Genomic DNA, 22,820 nt, shown 5'->3' on the forward strand with positions numbered 1-22,820 from the left:
GCCTATGGAGCGGGCCGGAGGGCTATGCCCGAACGAGGAGACGGGCCGGAGGGGTATGCCCGAAGGGGTAGCCGCGAGCGGGTGCCGCGAGAACGGTCCGCGGCCCCCGCTGGGTCCCGATCGGGGACCCGGCGGGGGCCGGGCTGGACCGGACCCCACCCGCCTCGGTCGGGGGGCGGGCGGGGTCCGCACCGGCCGGGCGTGGGTCAGGCCCGGACCAGGAGGCGGGTGGCGGCGCGGCCGCGCTCCACGGCGGCGACGCCGAGCTCGGTGAGGGCGGCCCGGCCGGCGGGGCCGAGCGTCAGGCGGTCGGCGGGGCGCAGCCCGGAGTCGATCCACGAGCCGACGGCGTCCCGCAGCAGCCGGGCCCGGACGGTGCCCGCCATCGTGCCCGCGGCCCCGCTCGCGGCCGCGTCCGCGCCCAGCAGATATCCCGCCGCCCAGACTTCCGGGGCGTACGGCGCCCCGACGCCGTCGCGACGGGCGTAAGCGTGGAACTCGTCGCGCACCCGGGCGGGGTCGATCCCGGCGACGGAGGCCCAGTCGGCCCAGTACCAGCCGAAGCCGTGCTCGACCGGCTCCCCCGATCCGGGGCGGACGAACCGCAGCATGCACCGCGACCGGATGAGCTCCACGACGAACTCCCGCGCGTCGCGGTGGGCCGACCGCGCGCCGAGCGCCTCCTCTGCCCCGGGACCGGCCGTCCAGTGGCCCGGCGGCAGGGCCTGACCGTCCGCGTAGACGGTGGCGTGGAAGGAGCCCGCGTGGCCCGCCAGGGTCGGCTCGTCGGCGTGGTCGACCAGGTGCGGCACGGTCGCCAGCGGGCGGATCCCCCGCTCGGCGCAGAACAGGGCGACCATCTCGTCGTCGTCGCGGATGGCGTCGGGGATCGGCGCGAGGAACTCCGCCAGCTCCCGCGCCTGGTCCGCGGGGAGGACCAGGCCCTGGGTGGGCGTCCACTCCGCGGGCGACAGGGGGGCCCAGGGTGACCCCGCCGCCGCGGCGCGCCGCACGTGATAGGAGTTCTGCGGGCTGTTCCAGTTGGAGTAGAGCGCGATCGCGTGCCGGGGGCGTTGCGCGACCGCGCCGTTCAGGAGCCCGGCGAAGCCGGGCGTCAGCGTGACGTCGTCCTGCAGGACGAGGTGGTGGGTGGCGCCGGGCGCGACGGCCGCCCAGGCCCGCTTGGCCGTGCGGAGCGGGCTTGGGGGCCCGGACGGGTCGGGGTCGGTGACGACGCGCGGCCGCAGCGGGGCGCACGAGCGGACCAGCCGGGGCAGCCGGTCCGCCCTGCGGGGGTGATGCATGACGGCGACGCTGATACGGATGTCGCCGATCTCGTCGATATCGCGGACGTCTCGGACGTCTCTGATGTCTCGAATATCTCGGATGTCCATGTCTGGCTCGGGTTCCCTTCCGGTCAGGCCTGGGTGGGCACCCGGACGCTCGCGAGCAGGTGGTCCACCGGGACGAACCGGCAGCCCCGCACCAGCAGGAACTCCAGGATGCCCGGGAGCGCGTCGGCGGTCTGGGAGCGGTCGCCGCCGCCGTCGTGCAGCAGGATGATCGAGCCGAAGTCGGTGCCGTCCACGACGTTCCGCACGATCGCGGGCGCGCCGACCATCGCCCAGTCGGCCGCCTCGACGTCCCAGAGCACGGTGGTCTGACCGGCCTCGGCGAGCCACGAAAGCACCTCGGGGCTGCGCCCTCCGTACGGCGGCCGCAGCAGCGTGGGCGTCTCCCCCGTGGCCCGCCGCAGCGCCTCGGCCGTCCGGTCGACCTGGCCGAGCACCTCGTCGCGGCCCAGGTCCGGCAGGTACGGATGCGACCACGTGTGGTTGCCCAGGGTGTGGCCTTCGTCGGCGATCCGCGCCGCGATCCCGGGGTGCGCCCGCACGTGCAGGCCGACGCAGAAGAACGTGGCGGTGACCCGGTAGCGGCGCAGGACGTCGAGCACGCGCGGGGTGTGCACCGGGTGCGGCCCGTCGTCGAAGGTGAGCGCCACCTCGGGCTGGGCCCGGCCGGCGTGGACGATGCACCTGCCCCGCGCGATGAGCTCGCGCTCGACCGGCGCGCCGCGGTCGATGTCGGCGTCGGCCTGGTCCTCCCGGCCGCCCAGAGTGCCCGAGTCGAGACTCAGGCGGGTGAGCCGGGACAGGCGCGAGCGGGCCGCCTCCGCCAGCGCCGTGGCGGGCGGGGAGCCGAACGCCGGCCGCGGCGCGACGTCCCAGGGATCGGCGCGGTAGACCGTGACCCCGGCCGCCATGAGCTCCCCGTCGACGACGCCGTTCGTGCTGTCGATGACCGCGATCAGGTCTCCGCCGTTCCGCTCGGCCAGCGAGCGAAGGTACGCGACGGGCTCCGCCGTCCCGGTGCCGTCGAACCGGTTGGGGGGCGCGACGGGCGCTCCCGCGCCGTCCACGGCGACGATCTCGTATCCGTCGGCCCCCCAGCCGATCCCCGCGTACCACATCGGTCAGCCCTGCTGGAGGGTGACAGGCTGACCGTCCAGCCGGGCCGATGCGTACGCCGCCTCGATGATCTGGGCGGTCGAGAGGATCTCGTCGAGCGGCCGGGCCCAGCGGTCCGGCCGTTCCGCCAGAGCGGCGAAGTCGGCGAACATGTCCGCGAACCACTCCTCGTGCGTGGAGCTCTGCGTCGGGGACTCCAGCTCGCGCTCCTCCCGGCCGCCGGGACCGGTGAGGACGGCGACGCCGTCCGTGAGGTCGAGCGACCCGCCCGGCCCGGCCAGCGCGTACCGGTTCGTACGGCTGTCTCCCACCCAGCTCAGCTCGATGTCGGCGGTGCCGCCGGGGAAGCTCAGGTGGACGTCGATGGCCTCCTCCATCCCCTCGGCCTGCCAGCGCGCCGTCGCCGAGACCTTGCCGGGACGCCCGCCGAACAGGCGGGTGGCCATGTACACGCAGTGGGAGCCGTGGTCGAGCAGGATGCCGCCGCCCGCGATGCCGGGGTCGCGCCGCCAGTCGGGCGACCACTCCCCCACCCCCCGCGCGTGCGTCTGCCGCTGGATGCGGAACAGGGCGGTCGCGGGGGACCCGACGGTCTGCGCCGCCTCGGTGAGCAGGCGCATCATTGGGGAGAAGCCGTAGTTGTGCGCGGGGTAGAGCAGCCGTCCCGCTGACCGCGCGGCCCGCGCCATCTCGCGGGCGTCGGCGGCGCGGAACGCCACGGGCTTCTCGCAGATGACGTGCCGGCCGGCCGCGAGCGCGCCGAGCGACAGCTCGCGGTGGAAGGCGGGGGGCGCGCAGACGTCGACCACGTCGACGTCGTGCGAGGCGAGCAGGCCGGCCAGGCTCTCGTACGCGCGGAGCCCCTCCCGCGCGGCCTGCTCACGCCCCCGTGGGGACGGGTCGGCGACGGCCACGACCTCCGCGCCGGGGATGCCCCGATAGGCGATCAGCCGGGCGGCGCCGGCGGTGCCGAAGCCGGCGATGGCGACCTTCATCGGGGGCCTCCGATCAGCGTCCGGCGGACGATGTCGACCGCCTCGTGGGCCATCTCGGTCTCGACGTTGAGCGGCGGGTAGAGCCGCAGCGAGTTGCCGCCGGTCATGACGAGCACGCCGGCCTCGAGCAGCGCCAGGAACGTGTCCCGCAGGACCGCTCCGGACACCGGCTGCCTGGTCTCCTTGTCGGCGACCAGCTCGATGCCGATGGCCAGCCCGGCCCCCCGCACGTCGCCCACCAGCGGCGCCTCCTCGGCCAGGGGGCGCAGCGCCGCGAGCATCTCCGCCCCGAGCTTGCGGGCGTGCTCGACGAGGTTGTCCTCGGCCATGACCTCGACCGTCGTGGCGACGGCGCGGCACGCCAGCGGGAAGGCGCCGAAGCTGGACGAGCTGGCGCTCGGGTCGGAGAACGGCCGGGCGGCCATGTAGGCGGCGGTCGAGACGACGCCGGTGACCGGGTAGCCGCCGCCCATGCCCTTGCCGACGGTGAGGATGTCGGGGACGACGTCCTCGTGCTGGAAGGCGAAGGCGGCGCCGGTGCGGCCGAAGCCGGTCATCATCTCGTCGGCGATCAGCAGCGCGTCGAACTCCGCGGCCAGCTCCTTCAGCGCCGTGAGGTAGCCGGGCGGGGGCACGACGTTGCCCGACCGTCCCTGCACCGGCTCGACGACGATGGCGGCGAGCGCGCCCGTCGAGTTCTGCTTGATCACGTCGCGGGCCACGTCAACGCACGCGAAGCCGCACGACGTGGGCTTCAGCTTGAGCGGGCAGTGGTAGCAGTTCGCGTACGGCGCGCTGAAGTAGCCGGGCGGGAGCGGGCCGAGACCGGAGCGGGCGCCGGCCGTCAGGGCGAGGCTCCCCATGGTCTTGCCGTGGAAACCGCCCCAGAACGACAGGAACTCGTGCTTGCCCGTCACCGACTTGGCCAGGCGGAGCGCTGCCTCGACGGCCTCGGTGCCGCCGCTGTAGAGCTGCATCCGGTCGAACGGCTCGGGCAGGAAGGCGGACACGTTCTCGGCCATCTCACGCCTGGCGGCGGAGCCGAACGCGCCCGCGGGGGCGACGGTGAGCTCGGCGCTCATCGCGGCGACGAACCTCGGGTTGGCGTGGCCGATCGAGTTGACGCCGCCCGCGCCCTGGAAGTCCACGACGCGGTTGCCGTCGAGATCGGTCAGCACGGCGCCCTCGGCGTGGTCCACGCACAACTGGGACCACAGCATCACCGCCTGCAGGCCCGGCCCCACGACCTCCTGCTCCGCGTCCCAGTGCTCCCGCGACCGCGCGCGGTCCGGGGCCAATCCCCATTTCACCTGTTCAACGGTCATATTCGGCCTCCAGCGGACTGCCGTATCGGCCATTACCGGCCGGCGTGGCTCAAGGGTGCCGGACGCCGCGAATGGGTCGTAAGCCTCGAACGGGCGGACGGTTGGCCTAGACCGCCGGACATACCCGAAAGAGCCCGTTCGGGGCGGCGGCCCGGCGAATACCGTGAGGTGGTGTCTTCCACTTCCAGGGCCGACGCCGGTTCCCCCGGCTCAAGCGGCTCAACCGGCTCCGGTGCCGACGCCGGGCGTCTCGTCGAGATCGCCGCGGCGGCCGCCGTACAGGCCGGGACATATCTGACCGGCCGTTACGGCTCCGGCAGCGCCACCACGAGCAAGGGCGCGCGCCACGACGTGGTCACGGTCGCCGACGGGCGCGCGGAGACGCTCATCCGCGCGGCGCTGTCCGCCGCCTGTCCCGGCGGCGTCGTCGTCGGCGAGGAGCAGGGCGAGAGCGGCGGGACCGGCGGCGCCGGCGGCGCCGGCGGCGCGGGTGACGGCGGGGACGCCACGGAGGAGGCCGCGGAGGAGGCCGCGGGCCACGACGTGCGCTGGTATGTCGATCCCGTCGACGGCACCCACAACTTCGCCCGCGGTCTCGGCATGTTCGCCGTCTCCATCGGGGTGCGGGTGGCGGGGCGGTGGGCCGGCGGCGTGGTGTACGACCCGGTCCGCGGCGAGCTGTTCACCGCGGCGGGCGGCGTGCTGCGGATGAACGGCGAGCCCCCGGCGCGCGCGGGCCACGGGCCCGACCCGCTGCCGATGGTGCTCACCGACATCCCCACGGCCGGCCTGCGCGACCCCGCCGAGTTCGCGTTGTTCGCCGAGCTGCTGGAGACCGCCGACGTGCGCAGGATCGGGTCGTCGGCGCTGGCCCTCGCCCACGTGGCAGCGGGACGGGCCGACCTGGCCGCCAACGCCGACGTCTTCGTGTGGGACGTGGCGGCCGGCCGGGTCCTGGTGGAGGCGGCGGGTGGCGGGTTCGCCGGCGTCCCGGGCGAGCCGGGGACCGACCGGCGCACCGGTTTCGTCGCGTGGGGACCCGGCTTCGAGGAGGCCGGACGGCGGCTCGCGGCCTCCCTCGCCGGGGCCGCCCACCTCGCTGTCCGGAACGCGACAGATCGCTAGCGGCGTGCCTGGATCGCGGTCTTTGATGCGGTTATGACATCGACCTCGTTCGAACAGGCGACCCGGACCGCACCGGTGAACGTCGCCATTTTCGCGGGCAACGAGATCCTCCGCCGCGGTCTGGAGACCGTCCTGCGCCAGCTCCCCTTCATCGGACGCGTCGAGCACTGCGCCACCCCGGACGACCTCGACCTCGTCGTGGCCGGGGGCACGGCGGACATCGTGATCACGGCCGCCCCGCCCTCCCCGGTGGCCGGCGACCGCGTCAAGGTCCTCATGCTGCTCGACGACTCCCAGCTCGGCGATCCCTCGTTCGCCGCCTCTCTCGACGTGGACGGTTTCGTGATCCAGCAGGAGCTGACCGCGGGATCGCTGGGCGACGCCATCCGGCGGATGACGGCGGGCGAGATGCCGATCCCGGCCCGCCTGGCCCGCGGGCTGCTCGCGCACGCGTCCGTGCCGCAGGCCGGCCCGGCCGCGCGGCGGGCCGTCAGCCTCACCGCCAGGGAGAACGCGACGCTCTCCCTGCTGGCGGACGGGCTGAGCAACAAGCAGATCGCCCGCCGCCTGTCCATCTCGGAGCACGGCGCCAAGCGGCTGGTCGCGAGCGTCCTGCTCAAGCTGGACTCGCCCAACCGGACGACCGCGGTGGTGACCGCCATCAAGGTGGGCCTCATCGAGTACGCCTGAGCCCGGCGGCCGCTCCGGGCAGGCTGGAGCGGCCGGCCGGGCCGGACGGGGTCATGCCCGCGGTTCCAGCCCCGTCACCCGGGACAGCTCGGCCAGCGGCAGGTCGCCGGAGACCAGCTCGACCAGCAGCCGTTCGAGTCCCCGCAGGAACCCCTCGATGACCGGCGGCGGCAGGAAGGCGGTGTCGGCGAGCAGCGTCAGCCGCATCACCCCCGGCCGGCCGAACACGTCGCCGATCTCCAGGAAGAAGGTCACGTCGTCGTCGGAGACGGCGGACTCCCATTCGAACTCCGACTCGTCGCCGGACTCCGGCGCGCCGGGCGCGTCGGCCGCGACCCGCATGTCGTTGAAGAAGCAGCGCAGCTCGGGCTCGGCCCCGCGCGCGGCCCCGACCTCCCCGATCACCTCCCAGGCCCGTTCCGGGTCGAACCTGCCGTGCCGGTACGCCCGCATGGACGACGACCACGCCGCCCGGACGACATCGGAGAACGACGGACCCGACACGTCGACGAGCGCCGGCACGTCCTGGGTGAGGGTGCCGACGGCGGCGCGCAGGTCGGCGGAGACGCGGTTGCCCGCGATGAGCAGGAACCCGCACTCGCGCCGTCCGGCCAGGTGCCCGAGCAGGGCCGCCGTCGCCGCCAGCGCCACCGTCGAGGAGCCCACCCGGAACCGCGCGGCGAGCGTGCGGAGCGCCGAGGCCGCCGCCGCCGACCGCAGACCGCCACGCCAGTACCGCTCCGGCTGGGGCGGACCGGCCGGCCACCCGAGGTTCGCCGCCGGGAACGCGGTGAACTGCTCGCGCAGATAGGCCAGTGCCGACCGCTCCATCCGCTGCCCGCGCGGCGACCGTTCGACGGCCGCGACGTCGACCGGCTCGGACGCGGGCGCGGGCGGCGGCGGGGGCGCGCCCGCCGCCCGCGCCCGCAGCATGGCGTCGAGCTCCGCCGCGACCAGGCGGGTGCTCAGCAGGTCGGCCGCGAGGTGGGTGACGCACAGCATGATCACCCGCGGCGTCCCGCCCGGGGCGATCACGGCGACCCGGAACGGCGTCTCGGCGGCGTGGTCGAAGACCGTCTCCTCAAGCTGCCTGTCCAGTTCGCGCGCCGCGTCCACGAGGGAGCCGGCCGGGTCCTCCCAGACGCCGGCCATGACCTCGCCCTCGGCCTGGACCCGCTGGACCGGCCCGCCCGTCCCGTCGTCCTCGAAGAGCGTGCGCAGCGCCTCGTGCCTGGCGGTCAGCTCGGCGACCAGGTCGAGCACGTCGTCGAGCGTGACCCCCTCGGGCACCAGCACCGGGTGGGTGTTGTTGTAGGCGCTGCCGGAGGGCATCCGGCTCATGTCGCGCCACACCTGGCGCTGTCCCCACGTCGCGAGGCCCGAGACGGACCGCCCGCCGGAGAAGTGCACCTTGTGCCAGCTCAGCCCGGTCATGCCGCCCCCTCGTCCAGTGCCCGTTCGACCGCCCGCAGCCGGACGGCGAGATAGAGCCCGCCGAGCCCGGCCAGCTCGGCGGGGGCGTGCGGCCCGGCGAAGAGCGGCTCCGGGGAGCCCCACCGGGAGCGGGTCACGGCGGGCAGCGTCAGCTCCGCGCCGGCCAGGGGCGCCAGGCCGGCCCCGCGCACCACCAGGTCGGCCCACCGTTCCGACTCGTCGAGGGCCGGCAGGGTGTCGTACCCGTCCACCCTGGCCACGCCCCTGGTCCGGAAGGCCCAGGCGGCACGGCCCGGCTCGCGCTCGACCGCGACGGCCAGCGGCAGCACCGCGCGCGGCGTCAGCCACTCGCAGCCGAGCATCCGCAGGACCGGCAGGCCGGTGGGCGGGCTCCCGGCCGGCGCCGTCGTCCAGTGCGCGAACGGAACGTCGGGCTCCCCGGCGCTCCCGCCGGCCCGGTCCCCCGCGCTCTCCGCCGTGCCCTCCGCCGTGCCCTCGCCGGCACTCGCTCCGGCCCCGCACGCCGGGCAGGCGACCACCCGCACCTCGACGTCGGGCGCGGGCGGCCGCACCACCCCGGGCGGCTGGTCGGGCGCCACGAGAAGGCTGACCGCGGCCTCCCTCAACGCCATCCGTTCGACCACGGCCTCATCCGACCGCGACACGCCCATGGGGCAGTCTCCTCTCCGCCTCGGCGCGGGCCCTGCCGCGCGCCACCGCCGTCACGCAGACGTCCACGAGGACGTCACGCCCGCCCGTGCCGAGCGCCGCCAGGTCGGCGGGGCGCAGCCCCGACTCGACCCAGGTGGCGAGCGCTCCCCTCAGCCAGTCGGAGCCGCCGTCCGGCCCGATGCCCGCCACGTCGTGGCCGAGCAGGAAACCCGCCGCCCAGACCTCGTCCGCCAGCCGTCCGGGCAGCCCGGCGGCGTGCTCCCGGGCCTCGTCGATCACCTGGGACGGGTCCGCGCCCACGAGCGCGCACCAGTCGTGCCAGTACCAGCCGAACTCGTGACCCGGGGGTTCCCCGGTGCCCGGCCGGGTCAGCCGCAGGAAGCACAGGGAGTCGCGGATCTCCACGACGAACTCCCGGGGCCCCCGGCCGTGGAACCCGGCCGCGAGCGCGGCGTCCGTCCGCGGATGGCGGGCCCAGTGACCCGGCCCGGGCGGGCGGCCGCCCGCGAACACCGTGGCGTGGTAGGGCGCGTGATGGCCGGTCAGCGTCGGGACTCGCCGCTTCTCCACGAGATGGGGCACCGTGGCCACCATGGGGATGCCGCGCTCGCGGCAGAACAGCGCCATCATCTCGTCGTCGTCGACTACCTCGTCCGGGATGGGGGCGAGGAAGGCGGCCAGCTCGCGGGCGGCGCCCGCGGGCAGGAGGAAGCCGACAGCGGGCGCCCAGTCCGCGGGCGAGAGCGGGGCCCAGGCGGCGCCGACGGCCGCGGCCCGCCGGATCAGGTAGGAGTTCTGCGGGCTGTTCCAGTCCGAGTAGAGCGCCACCGCGTGCGCGGGCCGTTCGGCGACGGCCCGCAGGAGCTGGCCGGCGAACCCGGTGCACGTCTCGGCGTCGTCCTGCAGGACCAGGTGGTGGGTGGCGTCCTCGCCGACCGCGGCCCAGGCCCGCTTGGCCGTGCGCAGCGGGCTGCGGATCCCGTCGGGCTCCGGGTCGGGCACGACCCGGGCGGCCAGCGGCGCGCAGGCGCGCACGAGGTCGCCGACGATCGCGGCGCGGGCCGGGTGATGCATGATCGCGATGCTGACGCGGATGTCGTCCGCCATCTTCGTCTGCCTCCTCAGGCCGGAGCGGGTGCCTCGGCGTCGTCGCCGCGTCCGGCCGCCCGCCGGACGAACAGCCAGGCGACGGCGGGCGCGGTCACCACGCCCATGACGTTCAGGACGGCGATGGTGTCGTAGAGGCCGTGCGCGCCGAGCGATCTGGCGACCAGCCAGCCGACGGCCACGGTGCCCAGGAAGTACGGCACGTTGAGCAGCAGGGCGATGAACCCGCCCCCGATCTGCTCGATCGCGATGATCGTCATGACCGTCAGGCCCATGCAGGCGTAGGTCAGGCCGACGATCCCGAGGAAGCTCGCCGTCTCGGCGGCCACCGGAGGGCTGCCCGTGAGCAGGGTCGCGAGCGGCTCGCGGGGCAGCCACACCGCCAGGGCGAGCACCGCGTACGCGACCAGGGACACCGCCAGCCCGGCCGTCAGCACGCGGGGCAGCAGGTCGTGCCGCCCGGCTCCGCGCAGCCGGTTCATGATGATCGCGGTCGCCGAGCCCAGGGCCGTGGCGGGCACCAGGATCAGGCTCTCCAGCGTCGCCGCCGCGGCGAAGCCGGACACGACGTGCGGGCCGAACGGCCCGAGCACCCACAGCAGGCCGAGGTTGCTCACCGCGATGACCAGGAACGACACGGCGACGGGCAGCCCGACCCCGGTGAGGTGCTCGACGGCCTCCGGCCGCCAGGTGAGCGGGCCGCGCTCCCGCCAGAGGGGTGTTCTGACCAGCGCGGCAGTGCCGAACGCCAGGGCCGCGGTGCCGCCTGCCGCCATGGCGACGGGCAGCGCGAGTACGCCGAGGCCGGTGCCGAAGCCGAGCAGCGCGACGCCGCCGATCTCGACCGTCGCCCCGATGAGGATGATGGCGGCGGCCGCCCTGGGCCGGCCGTACCCGCGCAGGCTGGACGCGACGAGCGAGGTCGGCAGGAACAGCAGGTTCGCCAGGCAGACCCAGCGGAGGAACGACACGAACTCCCCGGTCGCCTCGGGCGCGACCTCGAGCAACGCGGCCAGCGGCTGGGCGGCGACCATGACGAGCAGGGTCACCGCCCCCCAGACCACCGCTCCCGCGCGGCCCATGCTCGCCGCGACCGGCACCACGTCCTGGGGCCGTTCCCTGCCCTGGCTCAGCGCGGCGGCGACCTGGTTGCTGACGTCGAAACCCATCTGGAGCGCGGTGAACAGAAATGCCAGCGGCATGTAGAGCGACCGGACGTAGAGGGCCTCCTCATCGATCCGGCCGAGCAGGGCCATCACGATCAGTGGGACGACGACGCCGACGGCCTCCCCCAGCACGATGGGCGCCGCAAGGCGGACGATCTCCCGCCGCCCGCCCCAGGGCGGCGCGGCTCCGGCGGGCTCGGGCCGTACGGACTCACGAGTGACCTCCGTCACGGGGCCCCCTTCCGGTTCGAATGCGGAGAAATACGCTTCGACACTAGAGTTCGCGCCAAATCCCTGCCATCTGCCTGAACGGCTATGCCCGTTGAGACGGCTGCATGGCGCGTGGACCGTCGGATAAATTCCGGTACCAGATCGCGGAAAGCGCGTCCGGACGAATGACCGGCCCAGAACCGGACGTCAGAGGCGTGGAGCTCGAATCAGGAAGCAAACGGGGCCTCCCGGCGATTCCGGCGCCGTTATGACGCGGGATCATACGGCGGGAAACGGCACGAAATGGAGCGTGAAGGGCGCTACGGGACAGGGCGGGACGCCTCGGAGATATCGGTGATTGCCACCGGAAAATCGGCGGGGGAATACCAGACTCCGCGAAATTCCCGGCAATCACATACCGGCGCGCGGCCATTCCGCGCGGTCCTTTCCCGGAGGGGCCGCCGCCCGGCGGGAACGGCGCCCGCGCCGATGCCGGACTCGGGCTTCCCGCCACGGCACCGCGTCCCGGGGCGGCTCGCCGGCACGGCCCGAATGCGGGAGGTCGGCCATGACAAGGGCGTACGCGACGCGGTGCGGTCCCGGCTGGAGCCGGAGCACCTGCCGCCACAGCCCATCCAAAGCCGCCCGATTCACCACAAAACCGGAGGAAATCCAGCCCACTGGCGACTTACCCTGCAATTGCCGCCAAATGGGATTGGGAAGGCAGGATGACAGGGGGTTGACCAAAAGATAGGATAACGCATCGTCGTACAGGGGGATTCGACATCCACGTCAAGATCATAAATATGTACCTCACTGCTCGTTTCCGGTGGTAGGCGCGACCCTCCCGCCGGACCTGGACAAAGCGAGGAGGTCGGTTGATGCTGGATGCTCAGACGGGGGGAGCATCGCGGCTAGACATCCCCAGATTTCTCATGTCCGCTCCCCGGTGGAGCGGCCCGCTGCTGGTCGCGGGAACACTGGTCGGCACCGTGCTCGGCACCCTTGTCGTGGTCATGGGTCCCCACCCCGACAGCACCACGTTCCCGGCGACGATCCTCGTCCTGGGATGGTCGGGGGTGGCCTGTGCCGTCGTCCTGATCCTGCAGCCGTTCGGCCGCCGCATCGGCCTGATCTTCCTGCTCCTCGGACTGTCCTGGACGCTCCGCGGCCTGGCGTTCCTGCCCGCCGTGCCGCACCCCGTGTCGACCGCGGTCCGGGTGCTGCCGCTCCTCCTGCTCGTGGAGGCGTTCTCCGCACCCCTCCGCCAGGGCCGCTCCCGCTGGGAGCTGGCCTGCGTCGTCGTCGGCCGGCTCCTTCCGCTGACACTGGTGCCCGACTACCTGCTCGGTGACCGTGGGGCCGACGAGCCGTGCCTGACCTGCGTGTCGCTCCAGCCCGAGCTGTTCTCGTCGTGGGTCCGGGTGGCGGCCCACGTCCACATCGTCGTCCTGGCGGCGCTCGTCCTGGCCGTCGTCGCGTCGCCCGCGCGCCGGGCCGGGCCCCGGGGCATGTGGCCGGTGCGTGTGATCACAATCCTGTGCGCCGCCCTCATCGCCGCGGAGTCGGCCTCCCCCGCCGTCCTCGGCCCGGAGGCGGTCGACGAGTTGCGCGTGCTGTTCAACGCGACGGGCGTCTCGCTCCTGGTGATGGCGCCCCCCGCGTTCCTCGCCGGCACCCTGCACACCTGGCTGGAGCACGCCAGGGCCGAACGGGAGAACCTGCGGCTGGCCGCGCAGGCCCACACCGCCGCCGCGCTCCGCGAGATTCAGCGCGACCTGCACGACGGCGCCCAGCTCAGGATGCTCAAGGCCGCCATCGCCGTACGGCTCGCGCGCACCAGCGTGGCCGAGCCCGAGGTCGGCCGCTCACTGGACGCGGCGGCAGAGGAGCTGCGCCAGGCGCTGGAGGACCTGCGCCGGCTCGCGGTGGGTGAGGGCGCCGGCGACCTGCGGGCGCGCGGACTGCCCCGGGCGCTGGAACGGCTGGCCGCCGCCTCCCCCGTTCCCGTCACGGTCGACGCCGAACAGGAGGGCGCCGTCCCGCAGCGCGTCGCGGAGACGGTCTACTTCGTGGCCGCGGAGGCTCTGGCGAACGTCACCAAGCACGCCTCGGCCCAGTCGGCGAGCCTCTCTCTTCACCACGTCAACGGATCCGAGCTGGAGCTCGTCATCGGCGACGACGGCGCCGGCGGTGCCCGGCTGACGCCCGGCGGCGGCCTGACCGGTCTGACGGAGCGGGTCGCCGCCATCGGCGGGACCCTCGAGGTGCTCAGCCCGGAGGGGGCCGGCACCACGATAAAGGCGGTGATCCCGTGCGTGTCATCATCGCCGACGACACAGCACTGATCCGGGTGGGCGTCTCGGCGCTGCTCAGGGAGTCGGACATCGAGGTCGTCGCCGCCATGGGCGACGTCTCCACGCTGCTCGCGGACGTCCGCAGACACCGCCCCGACGCGGTCATCATGGACATCCGGATGCCTCCGACGTACACGGACGAGGGGCTGGTGATGGCGCGGAAGATCCAGGCGGAGCTGCCGGAGGTCGGCGTCCTGCTCCTGTCGCTGCACCTGGAGGCGGAGTACGCGCTCGACCTGATAAACGAGGGCCGCGGCCGGTCGGGCTACCTGCTGAAGGAACGGCTGCTCGACCCCGGCGACCTGGTCCAGGCACTGCTGCGGATCAACGATGGGGAGGCGGTCATCGACCCGGCGATCGTCGAGGCGCTCATGTCCCGTCAGCGGACGACGACGTCCCTCCACCGGCTCACCCCCAGGGAACGGGAGGTCCTCGCCCTCATGGCCGAGGGCCTGACGAACCAGGCCATCGGGCAGCGCCTCAACCTGAGCAGGAAGACGGTGGAGACGCACGTGACCAGCCTGCTCGACCGGCTGGACATCCCCGCCGCCGACGGGTTGCACCGGCGCGTCCTCGCCGTGCTGGCGTTTCTCTCGTCCGGCCACTCCCCCGGTCACTTTCCGTGATCAGTCGACTATAGGGAAAATCCCCCGTATCCAACGGACTTTTCCCGATGCTGCCTCGATCACCGCTTCCCTACGCTGGGCGACATAAACGAACGATCTCGTAGGGGGAAGCGAGATGACGGTTCAGCCGTTAGAGGTCCATCGACTGACACACCACCCACGGCCGGCGCACGGGGGCCAGGTCCAGATCGCGGCGCGCCTGGACGCGTGCCTCAAACGCGGCCAGATCAGTGAGACGCAGCGGGAGGTCATCCTGCTGCTCGCCTCGGGCTTCACCGACGAGGCGGTCGGCAAGCGGCTCGACATCTCCTCGCGCACCGTCCAGCGTCACGTCGCCCGCATCATGTCGATGGTCGGGGCGCGCAGCCGCCTCGAACTCGGCATCCTGCTCGCGGCGCCGGGCCGGGCCTGATCGCCCGCCTGACAATCGCCCGCCCGGTGATGCCCGGCCGGTAATGCGCGGCCGGTAAGGGCCCGCTCGGTGATCGACCGGTCAGTACGCGCGGCGCTGCCGCACCGCCGACCGCTCGATCCGGTCGCGGGCCTCCAGCAGGCAGGCGACGATGTCCTTCTCCCGCTCCGCGGTCAGCCGCGAGATGGGCACCGAGCAGCTGATCGCGTCGCGCGGCGGGTCGGTCGTCCGCAACGCCACGCCGAAGCAGCGCAGGCCCTCGGTGTTCTCCTCGCGGTCGACGGCGTGACCGCGCTTGCGGACCCGCCGCAGATCCGCCAGGAGCTGCCCGGGTTCGGCGATCGTGTGCCGGGTCAGGGACGGCAGGTCGGCGGGGAGCAGGGCGAGCACCTCGTCGTCGTCCCTCGTGGCGAGGATCGCCTTGCCCAGCGAGGTCGAGTTCGCCGGGAGGCGGCGGCCCACCCGGGAGAACGGGCGCAGGTAGTGGCGGGAGGCCCGGGTGGCCAGGTAGACCACGTCGAAGTGGTCGAGCCTGGCCAGGTGGACGGTCTCCCCCGTCGCCTCGGCCAGCCAGTCGAGCGCGTCCCGGGCGAGCTGGACGACCGGGTCGCCGTCGATGTACGTGGCGCCGACGAGCAGGGCCCGCATGCCGATCCGGTAGAGCGTGCCCGTGACGTCGGTCTCGATCCAGCCCAGGTCGACCAGCGTGCGCAGCAGCGCGTGCAGGCTGCTCTTGGGATAGCCGAGCCTGCCCTGCAGATCGGTGAGGCTGTGCAGGCCCGGGTGCTGCGCGAAGAAGTCGAGCAACTCGACCGTCCGCAGCGCCGACTTCACATGCGGCACCGGCTCAGCCATCCGTACCTCCCTGACCCCCACGTCCGCCTCCTATTGTGGGGCCGATTCCCAGGAGGCGACCGCATGGGCCGCGATGTATTCGTGGTCCAGGTCGTCGCCGAGCCCCGGGGCCGCCGGCAGGCGGACCTCCCCGTCCACGAGCGGGTCGACGATCGAGCGCAGGTGGGGCGGTGGGCTGTCGTAGTCGGAGTGGGGATGCAGCAGGCCGCGCTCGTACCAACGGCCGCACAGGGTGGCCCCGATGACCGCGAGGGCCCCGGAGCCGTTCCCGTGGATCTCGCAGTCCATCCCGAACGACTCGGCCAGGTGGACGGCCTTGAGCGCGGGCACGATCCCCCCGGAGCCGACCACCCCGACCCGCAGGATGTCGCACGCGCCGGCGGCCACCCACTCGGCCCGCGCCATGTGCTTGCCCCATGAGGTCTCCGGGCCCAGGATCGGCGTCTCCAGCTGGTCGGCCAGCCACCGGTACGACTGGACCGACGCCTCCTCCATCGGCTCCTCGTACCAGGCGAAGCGCAGCTCGTCGAGGGCCCGGCCCAGTGCCAGCGCCTCCGACCTGGAATACCAGTGGTTGCTGTCGAGCATGAGCGCCACGTCCGGTCCGACCGCCTCGCGCACCGCTGTACAGGCCTCGATGTCCCTGGCCACGCCGTACCGCTGGGGAGGCATCCAGGTGTGCAGCTTGATCCCCCGGTAGCCGCGGGACACCAGTTCCTTGGCGAACGCGGCGTAGTCGTCCGGGGTGGCCAGCCCGCCCGGGATGTCGTCGCCGCACATCGTGCTCGCGTAGGCGGGGATCCGGTCGCGGGCGCCGCCGAGCAGCTTCCACACGGGCAACCCCAGCTTCCGCCCCATCAGGTCCCACAGCGCCTGGTCGGCGGCGCTCAGTGCCCGGTCGGACAGGTTCCCCTGTGCCCCGCGCTGCCGCCGGGCGACCCGGTGCCACAGCCGCTCCCGGTCCGTCGCGTCCTGGCCGAGGAGCGCGGGACCGAGGTAACCGCCGACCACGGTCTCGCGGACCGTGTCGGGACCGGTGAGACAGTGTCCGGTGGCCCCGTCGCCGTCCGTGATCGACAGCAGGGCCTCCCGCACCTCGCGGGGCGGGCCGGGGTGCCGGTGCCCGTGCCCGTCGACCACCGACCTCGTCACCGTGGTGAACACCGTCACGGCGACGCGTTCGACGACCGCCATGCTCACTCCCTCCCTCGTTCGCCGGGTCTACGTCCCCCGGGTCCCTGTTCCGTGGAGGGCCGGTGCGTGGTCAGGTACGCACCGGCCCGGCCCGCGGTCACCCGCCGTGCGCCTTCTTCCACTCGGCCTGGGCGTCGGTCAGCTTCTGCGCGAGCGTGTCGAGGAACGCCTGCGGCTTCATCTGGCCGAGCAGCACCTTCTGGAAGAGCGGCTCGGTGTCGGCCTTGGTGATGGAGGAGAACTGCGGCAGGTAGTAGGGCGGCGACACGACCGTCGTGCCGGGGTCGGCGAGGGTGTCGACGGCCGTCTTGAGGTGGGGCAGGGCGGCCACCCACGAGTCGGTCTGCGCCTCGGTGTTCGCCGGGATCTGGCCGGTCTTCGAGTTCCAGTAGCTGTTGCTCTCCTTGGAGACGAGGAACTCGACGAACTTCCAGGCGGCGTCCTTGTGCGCGCTGTTCTTGAAGACGGCGAAGCCGTCCACCGGGTTGGCCACGATCGTGCGCTTGCCCGACGGCCCTGCCGGCAGGGCGAAGGCGCCGATCTTGTCCGCGCCGTGCGCCTTGACATGGTCGTTGTACGACCCGAGGTTGTGATGCATCATAGCGATCTTGCCGGTGCCGAACTGGGCGACCATCTTGGGGAAGTCGTTGGTGACGTCCGCCTCGGGGGTGTCCTTCTTGTACAGGGACGCCATCTTGGTCAGGAACTCCACGTTCTTCGGGTCGTTCACCGTGCTCTTGCCGGTGGCGTCGAAGAACTCGGAGATGCCGGAGTAGGAGTACATCTCGGCCAGGACCTGGAAGATCGACCCGGCTCCGCCGCGGATCGTGTAGCCGTACTGGTCGGGGGCCTTGGTGAGCGTGTCGGCGTCGGTGAAGAACTCGTCCCACGTGCCGGGCGGCGTGGGCAGCAGGTCCTTCAGATACCAGACCACGTCCATGTTGGACGTGTTGGGCACCAGGTAGAGCTTGCCGTCCGGCACGGTCGCGCGGACCGAGTCGAGCATGGGTTTGGCCAGCTTGCCGTTCACCGGGCTCTTGGCCAGCCAGTCGTCGGCCGGTTCGAGCGCCTGCTGGCCGACGAGGTTGGCCAGGTAGGAGGTCGTCACCCCGCCGACGTCGGGGGTGTCGCCGCCCGCGACGGCCGTGTCGTACTTCTGCTGCACCGAGGCGATGGGCACGCCGACGTACTCGACGTGGATCGTCGGGTTGGCCTGCTCGAATCGCTTGATCAGCTCCTGGTAGACCGGAGTGCGGGCGCCCCCGTTGTTGTCCCAGAACGTGATCGTCGTCTTGCCCGACCCGTCGTCGGAGCCCGAGCCGGAGCCGCAGCCCCCGGCGGCGAGGGCGAGGACGGCGAACGCCGCCCAGGCCGTTCTGATCTTCATGCTTCCTCCTGGGGGGTGCTATCCCTTCACGGCGCCTGCGCTGATGCCGCGGACGAGATAGCGCTGGACCACTGCGAACACGCAGACCACCGGCAGGGCGGCCACGACGCCGCCCGCCGCGAGCGCCCCGAAGTCGGCGCTGTACTCCCCGATCGTGTAGCTGAGCCCGACGGGGATCGTGAAGCTGTCCTGGCGGCTGACGAACATCAGCGCGAACAGGAAGTTGTTCCACGTGTGGATGAACGCGAACGACCCGACGGCGATCAGGCCGGGCCGAAGCTGCGGCAGCACGACGGCCAGGAACGCGCGCGGCCGGGTGCAGCCGTCGACCATCGCGGCCTCCTCCACGGAGAACGGGACGGCGGAGACGAAGCCGCTCATCAAGATGATCGACAGCGGCAGGTTGAAGACGGTGTCGGCCACGATCAGGCTGCCCAGACTGTTGATCAGGTGCAGCGACTTGAAGATCGTGAAGAGCGGGATGAGCATCATCGCGCCGGGGATGAACTGCGTGCACAGCAGTACGACCATGAACAGCGTCCGCCCGCGGAACCGGTACCGCGCGAGGGCGTATCCGCCCATGACCGCGAGCACGGTGGTGACCGCCAGCGACCACACGCCGACGATCACGCTGTTGCGGAAGAACACCGCGTAGCCCAGGCCGTTCCACACGGTCGCGAAGTGGTCGAACGTGACCGGCCACGGCACCGGGGCGGTCGACCCGGCCGGGGTCAGCGCGAAGACGAGCATCCAGTAGAACGGCACGATCGTGAAGAGCAGATAGAGCCCGAGGGGCGCGTAGAGCCGCAGCACGCGGCCGCGGCGGCCGGGCGCGGCCGATCGCGGGGCGCTCACCGCTGTGCCCCGAACCGGCTGAGCCGCAGATAGAGGATCGAGCAGAACAGCAGGATCACGAATCCGGCCATCGTCAGCGCGGAGCCGTAGCCGAAGTCCTTGGAGTCGACCGCCCGCTGGGCGACGTAGAGCGGCAGGGTCGTGGTGACCTGCGCCGGCCCGCCGCCGGTCAGCGTGTAGAGCAGGTCCACGTTGTTGAACTCCCACACCGAGCGCAGCAGGGTCGCCAGCACGATCGCGTCGCGTAACTGCGGCAGGGTGACGTGGCGGAACCGGCGCAGCCGCCCGGCGCCGTCGACCGACGCCGCCTCGTACAGCTCGCCGGGGATGCCCTGCAGGCCGGCGAGCAGCAGGATCGCGAAGAACGGCACCCCGCGCCACAGCTCCGCCACGATCACGGCGGGGAACACCGTGTCCGGATTGCCGAGAACGGCCGCCTCCGGCCGCCCGAGGAACCGCAGGACGCCCGTCCCGGGCGTGTAGAGCAGGATCCAGATGCCGGTCGTCAGCACGCCGGAGACGGCCCACGGGGAGAAGACGAGCGACCGGGCGAGCGCCCGCCCGATGAACGATTCATTGACGATGAGCGCCAGCGCCAGGCCGAGGAGCAGTTGCAGGCCCACCTCGACGATCACCCATTTGGCGGTGAAGCCCAGGCTGTGCCAGAACAGCTCGTCCTCGAAGAGCATCCGGCGGAAGTTCTCCAGCCCGGCGAAGCCGTCGGCCCACGGCCGGGTGAGGTTGCGGTTCTGCAGGCTGTAGTACGCGACGCTGCCGATGGGGTAGACGAGAAACGCGGCGATGAGCGCGACCGTCGGGGATATCAGCAGGTACGGCACCGCCTTGCGGCGCATCGTCGCCAACCGGCGCACCTCCCGGAGTTATCACATTTCTGAACTTCGTTCACAAACGTGGACACGTCCACGGTGGTGCCCGCTTGACCCGCTGTCAATGAGCCGTGTCCGTATCGCAATAAATCCGGCCGAAGGGGCCTGAGGCGAGCCGCCGGCTCACACCTTGACCCGGCGGCACCGCCGCCGTACGGTCCGCATGTTCACGTTTGTGGATGCGATTCAGAAGCATGTCGGATTAGCCGAGGAGACGAACATGCGCACAGCCTCCCTCGCACTGCCGGCCGCGCTCGCGCTCGCGGCGGCCCTCGTCGTACCCCTCGCCGCACCGGCGCGGGCCGCCTCCACCGGACGGCCCGACCTCGGCCGCCAGACGCTGCCCGCCGGTGACGGCTGGGCCTCGGCCGGCACCGGCACGACCGGCGGCTCCGCGGCCCCCGCCGCCAACGTCCACGTGGTGACCGACCGGGCCGGGCTCGCCGCGGCCCTCGCCTCCCCCGGCCCCCGCATCATCTACGTCAGGGGCGTCATCGACGTGGACAAGACCTGCGCCGACTTCGCCACGGGGGGTTACACGCTGGCGGGCTATCTGGCCGCGTACGACCCCGCGGTGTGGGGCCGGGACGCCGAGCCGTCGGGGCCGGTCGAGGACGCCCGCGCCGCCTCGGCGGCCGCCCAGACGGCGTACATGAAGCTCAAGGTGCCGTCGGACACCACGATCGTCGGGCTGCCCGGCGCCGTCATCCGGCACATCAACCTGCACGTGGACAAGGCGGACAACGTCATCATCCGCGACATCCACTTCCAGGACGCGGCGGACTGCTTCCCGCAGTGGGATCCGACCGACGGCGACGAGGGCAACTGGAACTCGCTCTACGACAACATCTCGGTCACCGGCTCGACCCACGTGTGGATCGACCACAACACGTTCGACGACGGGGACAACCCCGACTCCGGCCAGCCCGAGTACTTCGGCCGGCCCTACCAGGTGCACGACGGGGAGGCCGACATCACCAGCGGGTCAGACCTGGTCACCGTGTCGTGGAACCGGTTCGCCGACCACGACAAGACCATGCTGATCGGCTCGACGAACAACCCGGCGACCGACGCGGGCAAGCTCAGCGTGACCGTGCACCACAACCACTTCGTGAACACGCTCCAGCGGCTGCCCCGGGTGCGGTTCGGCAAGGTGCACGTCTACGACAACTACTACGAGATCCCGGACGCCTCGGCCTTCGTCTACGCGCTCGGCGTCGGCGTCCAGTCGCAGATCTACGCGCAGGAGAACTTCTTCCGGGTCAGCCGCGCCGTCGACCCGGCGGGCCTGCTCCACGACTGGGGCGGCACGGCCCTCACGTCCACCGGCAACCTGCTGCGCGTCGGCGGGAAGGTGAGCCCGATCGACCTGGTCTCCGTCTACAACGCCGCTCACGACCCGGACCTCGGGGCGGACGCCGGATGGACCCCCACCCTGCACACCGCCGTCGACCCGGCCGCGTCCGTCCCGCGCGAGGTGTCCCGGCACGCCGGAGCCGGCAAGGCCTCCTGAAGGCAGCGCTCCTGACGACAGGCCTCCTGACGATTCGGGTGCCGTACGGCGTGCACCCCCGAGGCACGCCGAACGGCCCCGGGCTCAGACGACGAGCCTGCCGTCGACCCGGCGGGGCACGCCGAGCGGGTTGTCCTCCCGCAGCTCCGGCGGGAGCAGCTCGTCCGGCCAGTCCTGGTAGGCCACGGGGGTGAGCCAGCGCCTGATCGACGCCGTCCCGACCGAGGTGTACGCGGGGGCGGTGGTGGCCGGCCACGGGCCGCCGTGGTGCATGGCCCAGCAGACGGCGACACCGGTCGGCCAGCCGTTCCAGACGAGCCGCCCGGCGAGCCGCCGCAGGGACGGCACCAGGTCGCGGGCCTCGTCCGGGGACGTCGCGTGGACGGTGGCGGTCAGCGACCCCGGCAGCCGGTCAAGGACGGCGGGCAGGCTCGCCGGGTCGCGGTATCGCACCACGATGGCGGCCGGGCCGAAACACTCCTCGCCCAGCTCCGGCAGGCCGTCCGCGAACGTCTCCAGCCCGGCGGTGAACACCCGGGGCGCGACGGCGTCGCCGGCCGGGCCCGCGTCGCCCTCGGCCAGCGCGGTGACGGCGCCGGTCTCCACCCGGCCGTCCAGCCGTGCGACGCCCCGCAGGTAACCCTCACGGATCTTCGCGGTCAGCATCCGGCCGCCGGCGGTCCGCGCCACGGCCGCGCCGATCGCGGTGTCGAAGCCGCCGTCCTCGGGCACGAAGACCAGCCCGGGGTTGGTGCAGAACTGCCCGACGCCGAGGGTCAGCGACGCGGCGAAGCCCTCGGCGACCGCGGCCGGATCGGCCGACGGCAGGACGACGACGGGGTTGACGCTGCCGAGCTCGCCGTAGAAGGGGATGGGATCGGGACGCTCGTCGATGATCCGCTGGATCGCCCGGCCGCCCGCGAGCGACCCGGTGAATCCGACCGCGGACACCAGGGGATGCCGGACCAGTTCGCCGCCCGCCTCGAAGCCGTGGACCAGGCCGAGCAGGCCGGGGTCGGGCAGGGCCCGCCGGATGACCGAGGCGGTCAGGTCGGACGTCGCGGGGTGACCCTCGTGGGCCTTGACGACGACGGCGCAGCCGGCCGCGAGCGCCGACACGGTGTCGCCGCCGCCCACGGAGAAGGCGAACGGGAAGTTGCTGGCCGAGAAGACGCCGACGACGCCGATCGGCTGGTTGACCCGTCGCACGTCCGGGCGGGGCGGGGTCGCGCCCGGGTCGGGGTGATCGACGACGGCGTCGAGGTAGGCGCCGTCCCTGAGCACCTCGGCGAACAGCCGGAACTGCGCGGCGGTGCGGGCGATCTCGCCGCGCAGCCGCACCTCGCCGAGGTGGGTCTCGTCGTGGGCGACCGGCCACAGTTCCTCGGCGTGCTTCAGCAGCGCGTCGCCGACGCCCTCAAGCACCCGCGCGCGCTCCTCGGCCGGGGTCGCGCGCCACCCCGCCGCGGCGGCCGCCGCCCGCTCGACCGCTCCGTCGACGTTGACGTTGACGTTGACGTTGACGTTGACGTCACCGCTCAT

The 22,820-nt window shown here is 72.9% G+C and carries 20 protein-coding genes; 6 read left to right on the plus strand and 14 right to left on the minus strand.

Going from position 1 to position 22,820, the window contains the following annotated elements:
- Positions 1–206: 206 nt before the first annotated feature.
- From JOL79_RS03040 to JOL79_RS03055, 4 genes are read right to left on the minus strand one after another with little or no spacing between them, the layout of a single operon-like run.
- Positions 207–1,394, minus strand: a complete 1,188-nt coding sequence (locus tag JOL79_RS03040) for a hypothetical protein (RefSeq protein WP_210154031.1) — start codon at positions 1,392–1,394, stop codon at positions 207–209.
- Between the two features lie 23 nt (positions 1,395–1,417).
- On the minus strand, positions 1,418–2,470 hold the full coding sequence (locus tag JOL79_RS03045) for a polysaccharide deacetylase family protein (protein ID WP_210154032.1): 1,053 nt from the start codon (positions 2,468–2,470) through the stop codon (positions 1,418–1,420).
- A gap of 3 nt (positions 2,471–2,473) precedes the next feature.
- Positions 2,474–3,463: a Gfo/Idh/MocA family protein gene (locus JOL79_RS03050; protein ID WP_210154033.1), complete on the minus strand. Its 990-nt coding sequence runs from the start codon at positions 3,461–3,463 to the stop codon at positions 2,474–2,476.
- Positions 3,460–4,788, minus strand: a complete 1,329-nt coding sequence (locus JOL79_RS03055; protein WP_210154034.1) for an aspartate aminotransferase family protein — start codon at positions 4,786–4,788, stop codon at positions 3,460–3,462. Before JOL79_RS03055 ends, JOL79_RS03050 begins: the two co-directional genes overlap by 4 nt.
- 171 nt (positions 4,789–4,959) lie before the next feature.
- On the opposite strand from JOL79_RS03055, the gene JOL79_RS03060 reads away from it, so the two are divergent.
- Together JOL79_RS03060 and JOL79_RS03065 are read left to right on the plus strand one after the other, a co-directional pair.
- On the plus strand, positions 4,960–5,913 hold the full coding sequence (locus JOL79_RS03060) for an inositol monophosphatase family protein (RefSeq protein WP_210154035.1): 954 nt from the start codon (positions 4,960–4,962) through the stop codon (positions 5,911–5,913).
- Between the two features lie 33 nt (positions 5,914–5,946).
- Entirely contained in the window at positions 5,947–6,603 is a 657-nt protein-coding gene (locus tag JOL79_RS03065) for a helix-turn-helix transcriptional regulator (protein WP_210154036.1), read from the plus strand.
- Between the two features lie 51 nt (positions 6,604–6,654).
- Here the strand turns inward: JOL79_RS03065 and JOL79_RS03070 are convergent, their stop codons facing one another.
- Genes JOL79_RS03070 through JOL79_RS03085 form a run of 4 tightly spaced genes read right to left on the minus strand, consistent with a single transcriptional unit; the run spans position 6,655 to position 11,213 of the window.
- The gene (locus JOL79_RS03070; protein ID WP_210154037.1) at positions 6,655–8,037 is read right to left on the minus strand and encodes a condensation domain-containing protein; all 1,383 of its coding nucleotides are present in this window, start codon (positions 8,035–8,037) and stop codon (positions 6,655–6,657) included.
- Complete coding sequence (locus JOL79_RS03075) at positions 8,034–8,708, minus strand: hypothetical protein (protein ID WP_210154038.1); 675 nt, start codon at positions 8,706–8,708, stop codon at positions 8,034–8,036. The genes JOL79_RS03070 and JOL79_RS03075 overlap by 4 nt, the downstream gene beginning before the upstream one ends.
- Positions 8,686–9,816 carry a hypothetical protein gene (locus JOL79_RS03080; protein ID WP_210154039.1) on the minus strand — a complete coding sequence of 377 codons (1,131 nt, stop codon included), beginning with the start codon at positions 9,814–9,816 and terminating at the stop codon, positions 8,686–8,688. The genes JOL79_RS03075 and JOL79_RS03080 overlap by 23 nt, the downstream gene beginning before the upstream one ends.
- A 14-nt stretch (positions 9,817–9,830) precedes the next feature.
- The gene (locus JOL79_RS03085) at positions 9,831–11,213 is read right to left on the minus strand and encodes an MATE family efflux transporter (protein WP_210154040.1); all 1,383 of its coding nucleotides are present in this window, start codon (positions 11,211–11,213) and stop codon (positions 9,831–9,833) included.
- Between the two features lie 914 nt (positions 11,214–12,127).
- On the opposite strand from JOL79_RS03085, the gene JOL79_RS03090 reads away from it, so the two are divergent.
- The 3 genes from JOL79_RS03090 to JOL79_RS03100 all read left to right on the plus strand — a co-directional run bounded on the left by JOL79_RS03090 (position 12,128) and on the right by JOL79_RS03100 (position 14,587).
- Positions 12,128–13,540, plus strand: coding sequence for a sensor histidine kinase (locus JOL79_RS03090; RefSeq protein ID WP_210154041.1), 1,413 nt, complete (start codon positions 12,128–12,130; stop codon positions 13,538–13,540).
- Positions 13,507–14,175: a response regulator transcription factor gene (locus JOL79_RS03095; RefSeq protein WP_210154042.1), complete on the plus strand. Its 669-nt coding sequence runs from the start codon at positions 13,507–13,509 to the stop codon at positions 14,173–14,175. Before JOL79_RS03090 ends, JOL79_RS03095 begins: the two co-directional genes overlap by 34 nt.
- A gap of 115 nt (positions 14,176–14,290) precedes the next feature.
- Positions 14,291–14,587 (plus strand): helix-turn-helix domain-containing protein, encoded by a 297-nt coding sequence (locus JOL79_RS03100; RefSeq protein ID WP_210154043.1) that lies wholly within the window; start codon positions 14,291–14,293, stop codon positions 14,585–14,587.
- 81 nt (positions 14,588–14,668) lie between these two features.
- On the opposite strand, the gene JOL79_RS03105 is transcribed toward JOL79_RS03100, so the two are convergent.
- From JOL79_RS03105 to JOL79_RS03125, 5 genes are all read right to left on the minus strand, one after another.
- Positions 14,669–15,442: an IclR family transcriptional regulator gene (locus JOL79_RS03105; protein ID WP_210154044.1), complete on the minus strand. Its 774-nt coding sequence runs from the start codon at positions 15,440–15,442 to the stop codon at positions 14,669–14,671.
- A 30-nt stretch (positions 15,443–15,472) separates the two neighbouring features.
- Entirely contained in the window at positions 15,473–16,636 is a 1,164-nt protein-coding gene (locus tag JOL79_RS03110; RefSeq protein WP_210154045.1) for an enolase C-terminal domain-like protein, read from the minus strand.
- A 97-nt stretch (positions 16,637–16,733) separates the two neighbouring features.
- Positions 16,734–18,023 (minus strand): ABC transporter substrate-binding protein, encoded by a 1,290-nt coding sequence (locus tag JOL79_RS03115; RefSeq protein WP_210154046.1) that lies wholly within the window; start codon positions 18,021–18,023, stop codon positions 16,734–16,736.
- Positions 18,024–18,041: 18 nt separating this feature from the next.
- Positions 18,042–18,878, minus strand: coding sequence for a carbohydrate ABC transporter permease (locus JOL79_RS03120; RefSeq protein WP_307848276.1), 837 nt, complete (start codon positions 18,876–18,878; stop codon positions 18,042–18,044).
- Positions 18,875–19,732 (minus strand): carbohydrate ABC transporter permease, encoded by an 858-nt coding sequence (locus JOL79_RS03125; RefSeq protein ID WP_210154202.1) that lies wholly within the window; start codon positions 19,730–19,732, stop codon positions 18,875–18,877. The genes JOL79_RS03120 and JOL79_RS03125 overlap by 4 nt, the downstream gene beginning before the upstream one ends.
- A gap of 253 nt (positions 19,733–19,985) precedes the next feature.
- Here JOL79_RS03125 and JOL79_RS03130 point away from each other — a divergent pair, with 253 nt between their 5' ends.
- The gene (locus JOL79_RS03130; RefSeq protein ID WP_210154047.1) at positions 19,986–21,278 is read left to right on the plus strand and encodes a pectate lyase family protein; all 1,293 of its coding nucleotides are present in this window, start codon (positions 19,986–19,988) and stop codon (positions 21,276–21,278) included.
- A gap of 84 nt (positions 21,279–21,362) precedes the next feature.
- Here the strand turns inward: JOL79_RS03130 and JOL79_RS03135 are convergent, their stop codons facing one another.
- Positions 21,363–22,820 carry an aldehyde dehydrogenase (NADP(+)) gene (locus JOL79_RS03135; RefSeq protein WP_210154048.1) on the minus strand — a complete coding sequence of 486 codons (1,458 nt, stop codon included), beginning with the start codon at positions 22,818–22,820 and terminating at the stop codon, positions 21,363–21,365.

The organism is Microbispora oryzae (genome assembly GCF_017896165.1).
Taxonomy (GTDB): domain Bacteria; phylum Actinomycetota; class Actinomycetes; order Streptosporangiales; family Streptosporangiaceae; genus Microbispora; species Microbispora oryzae.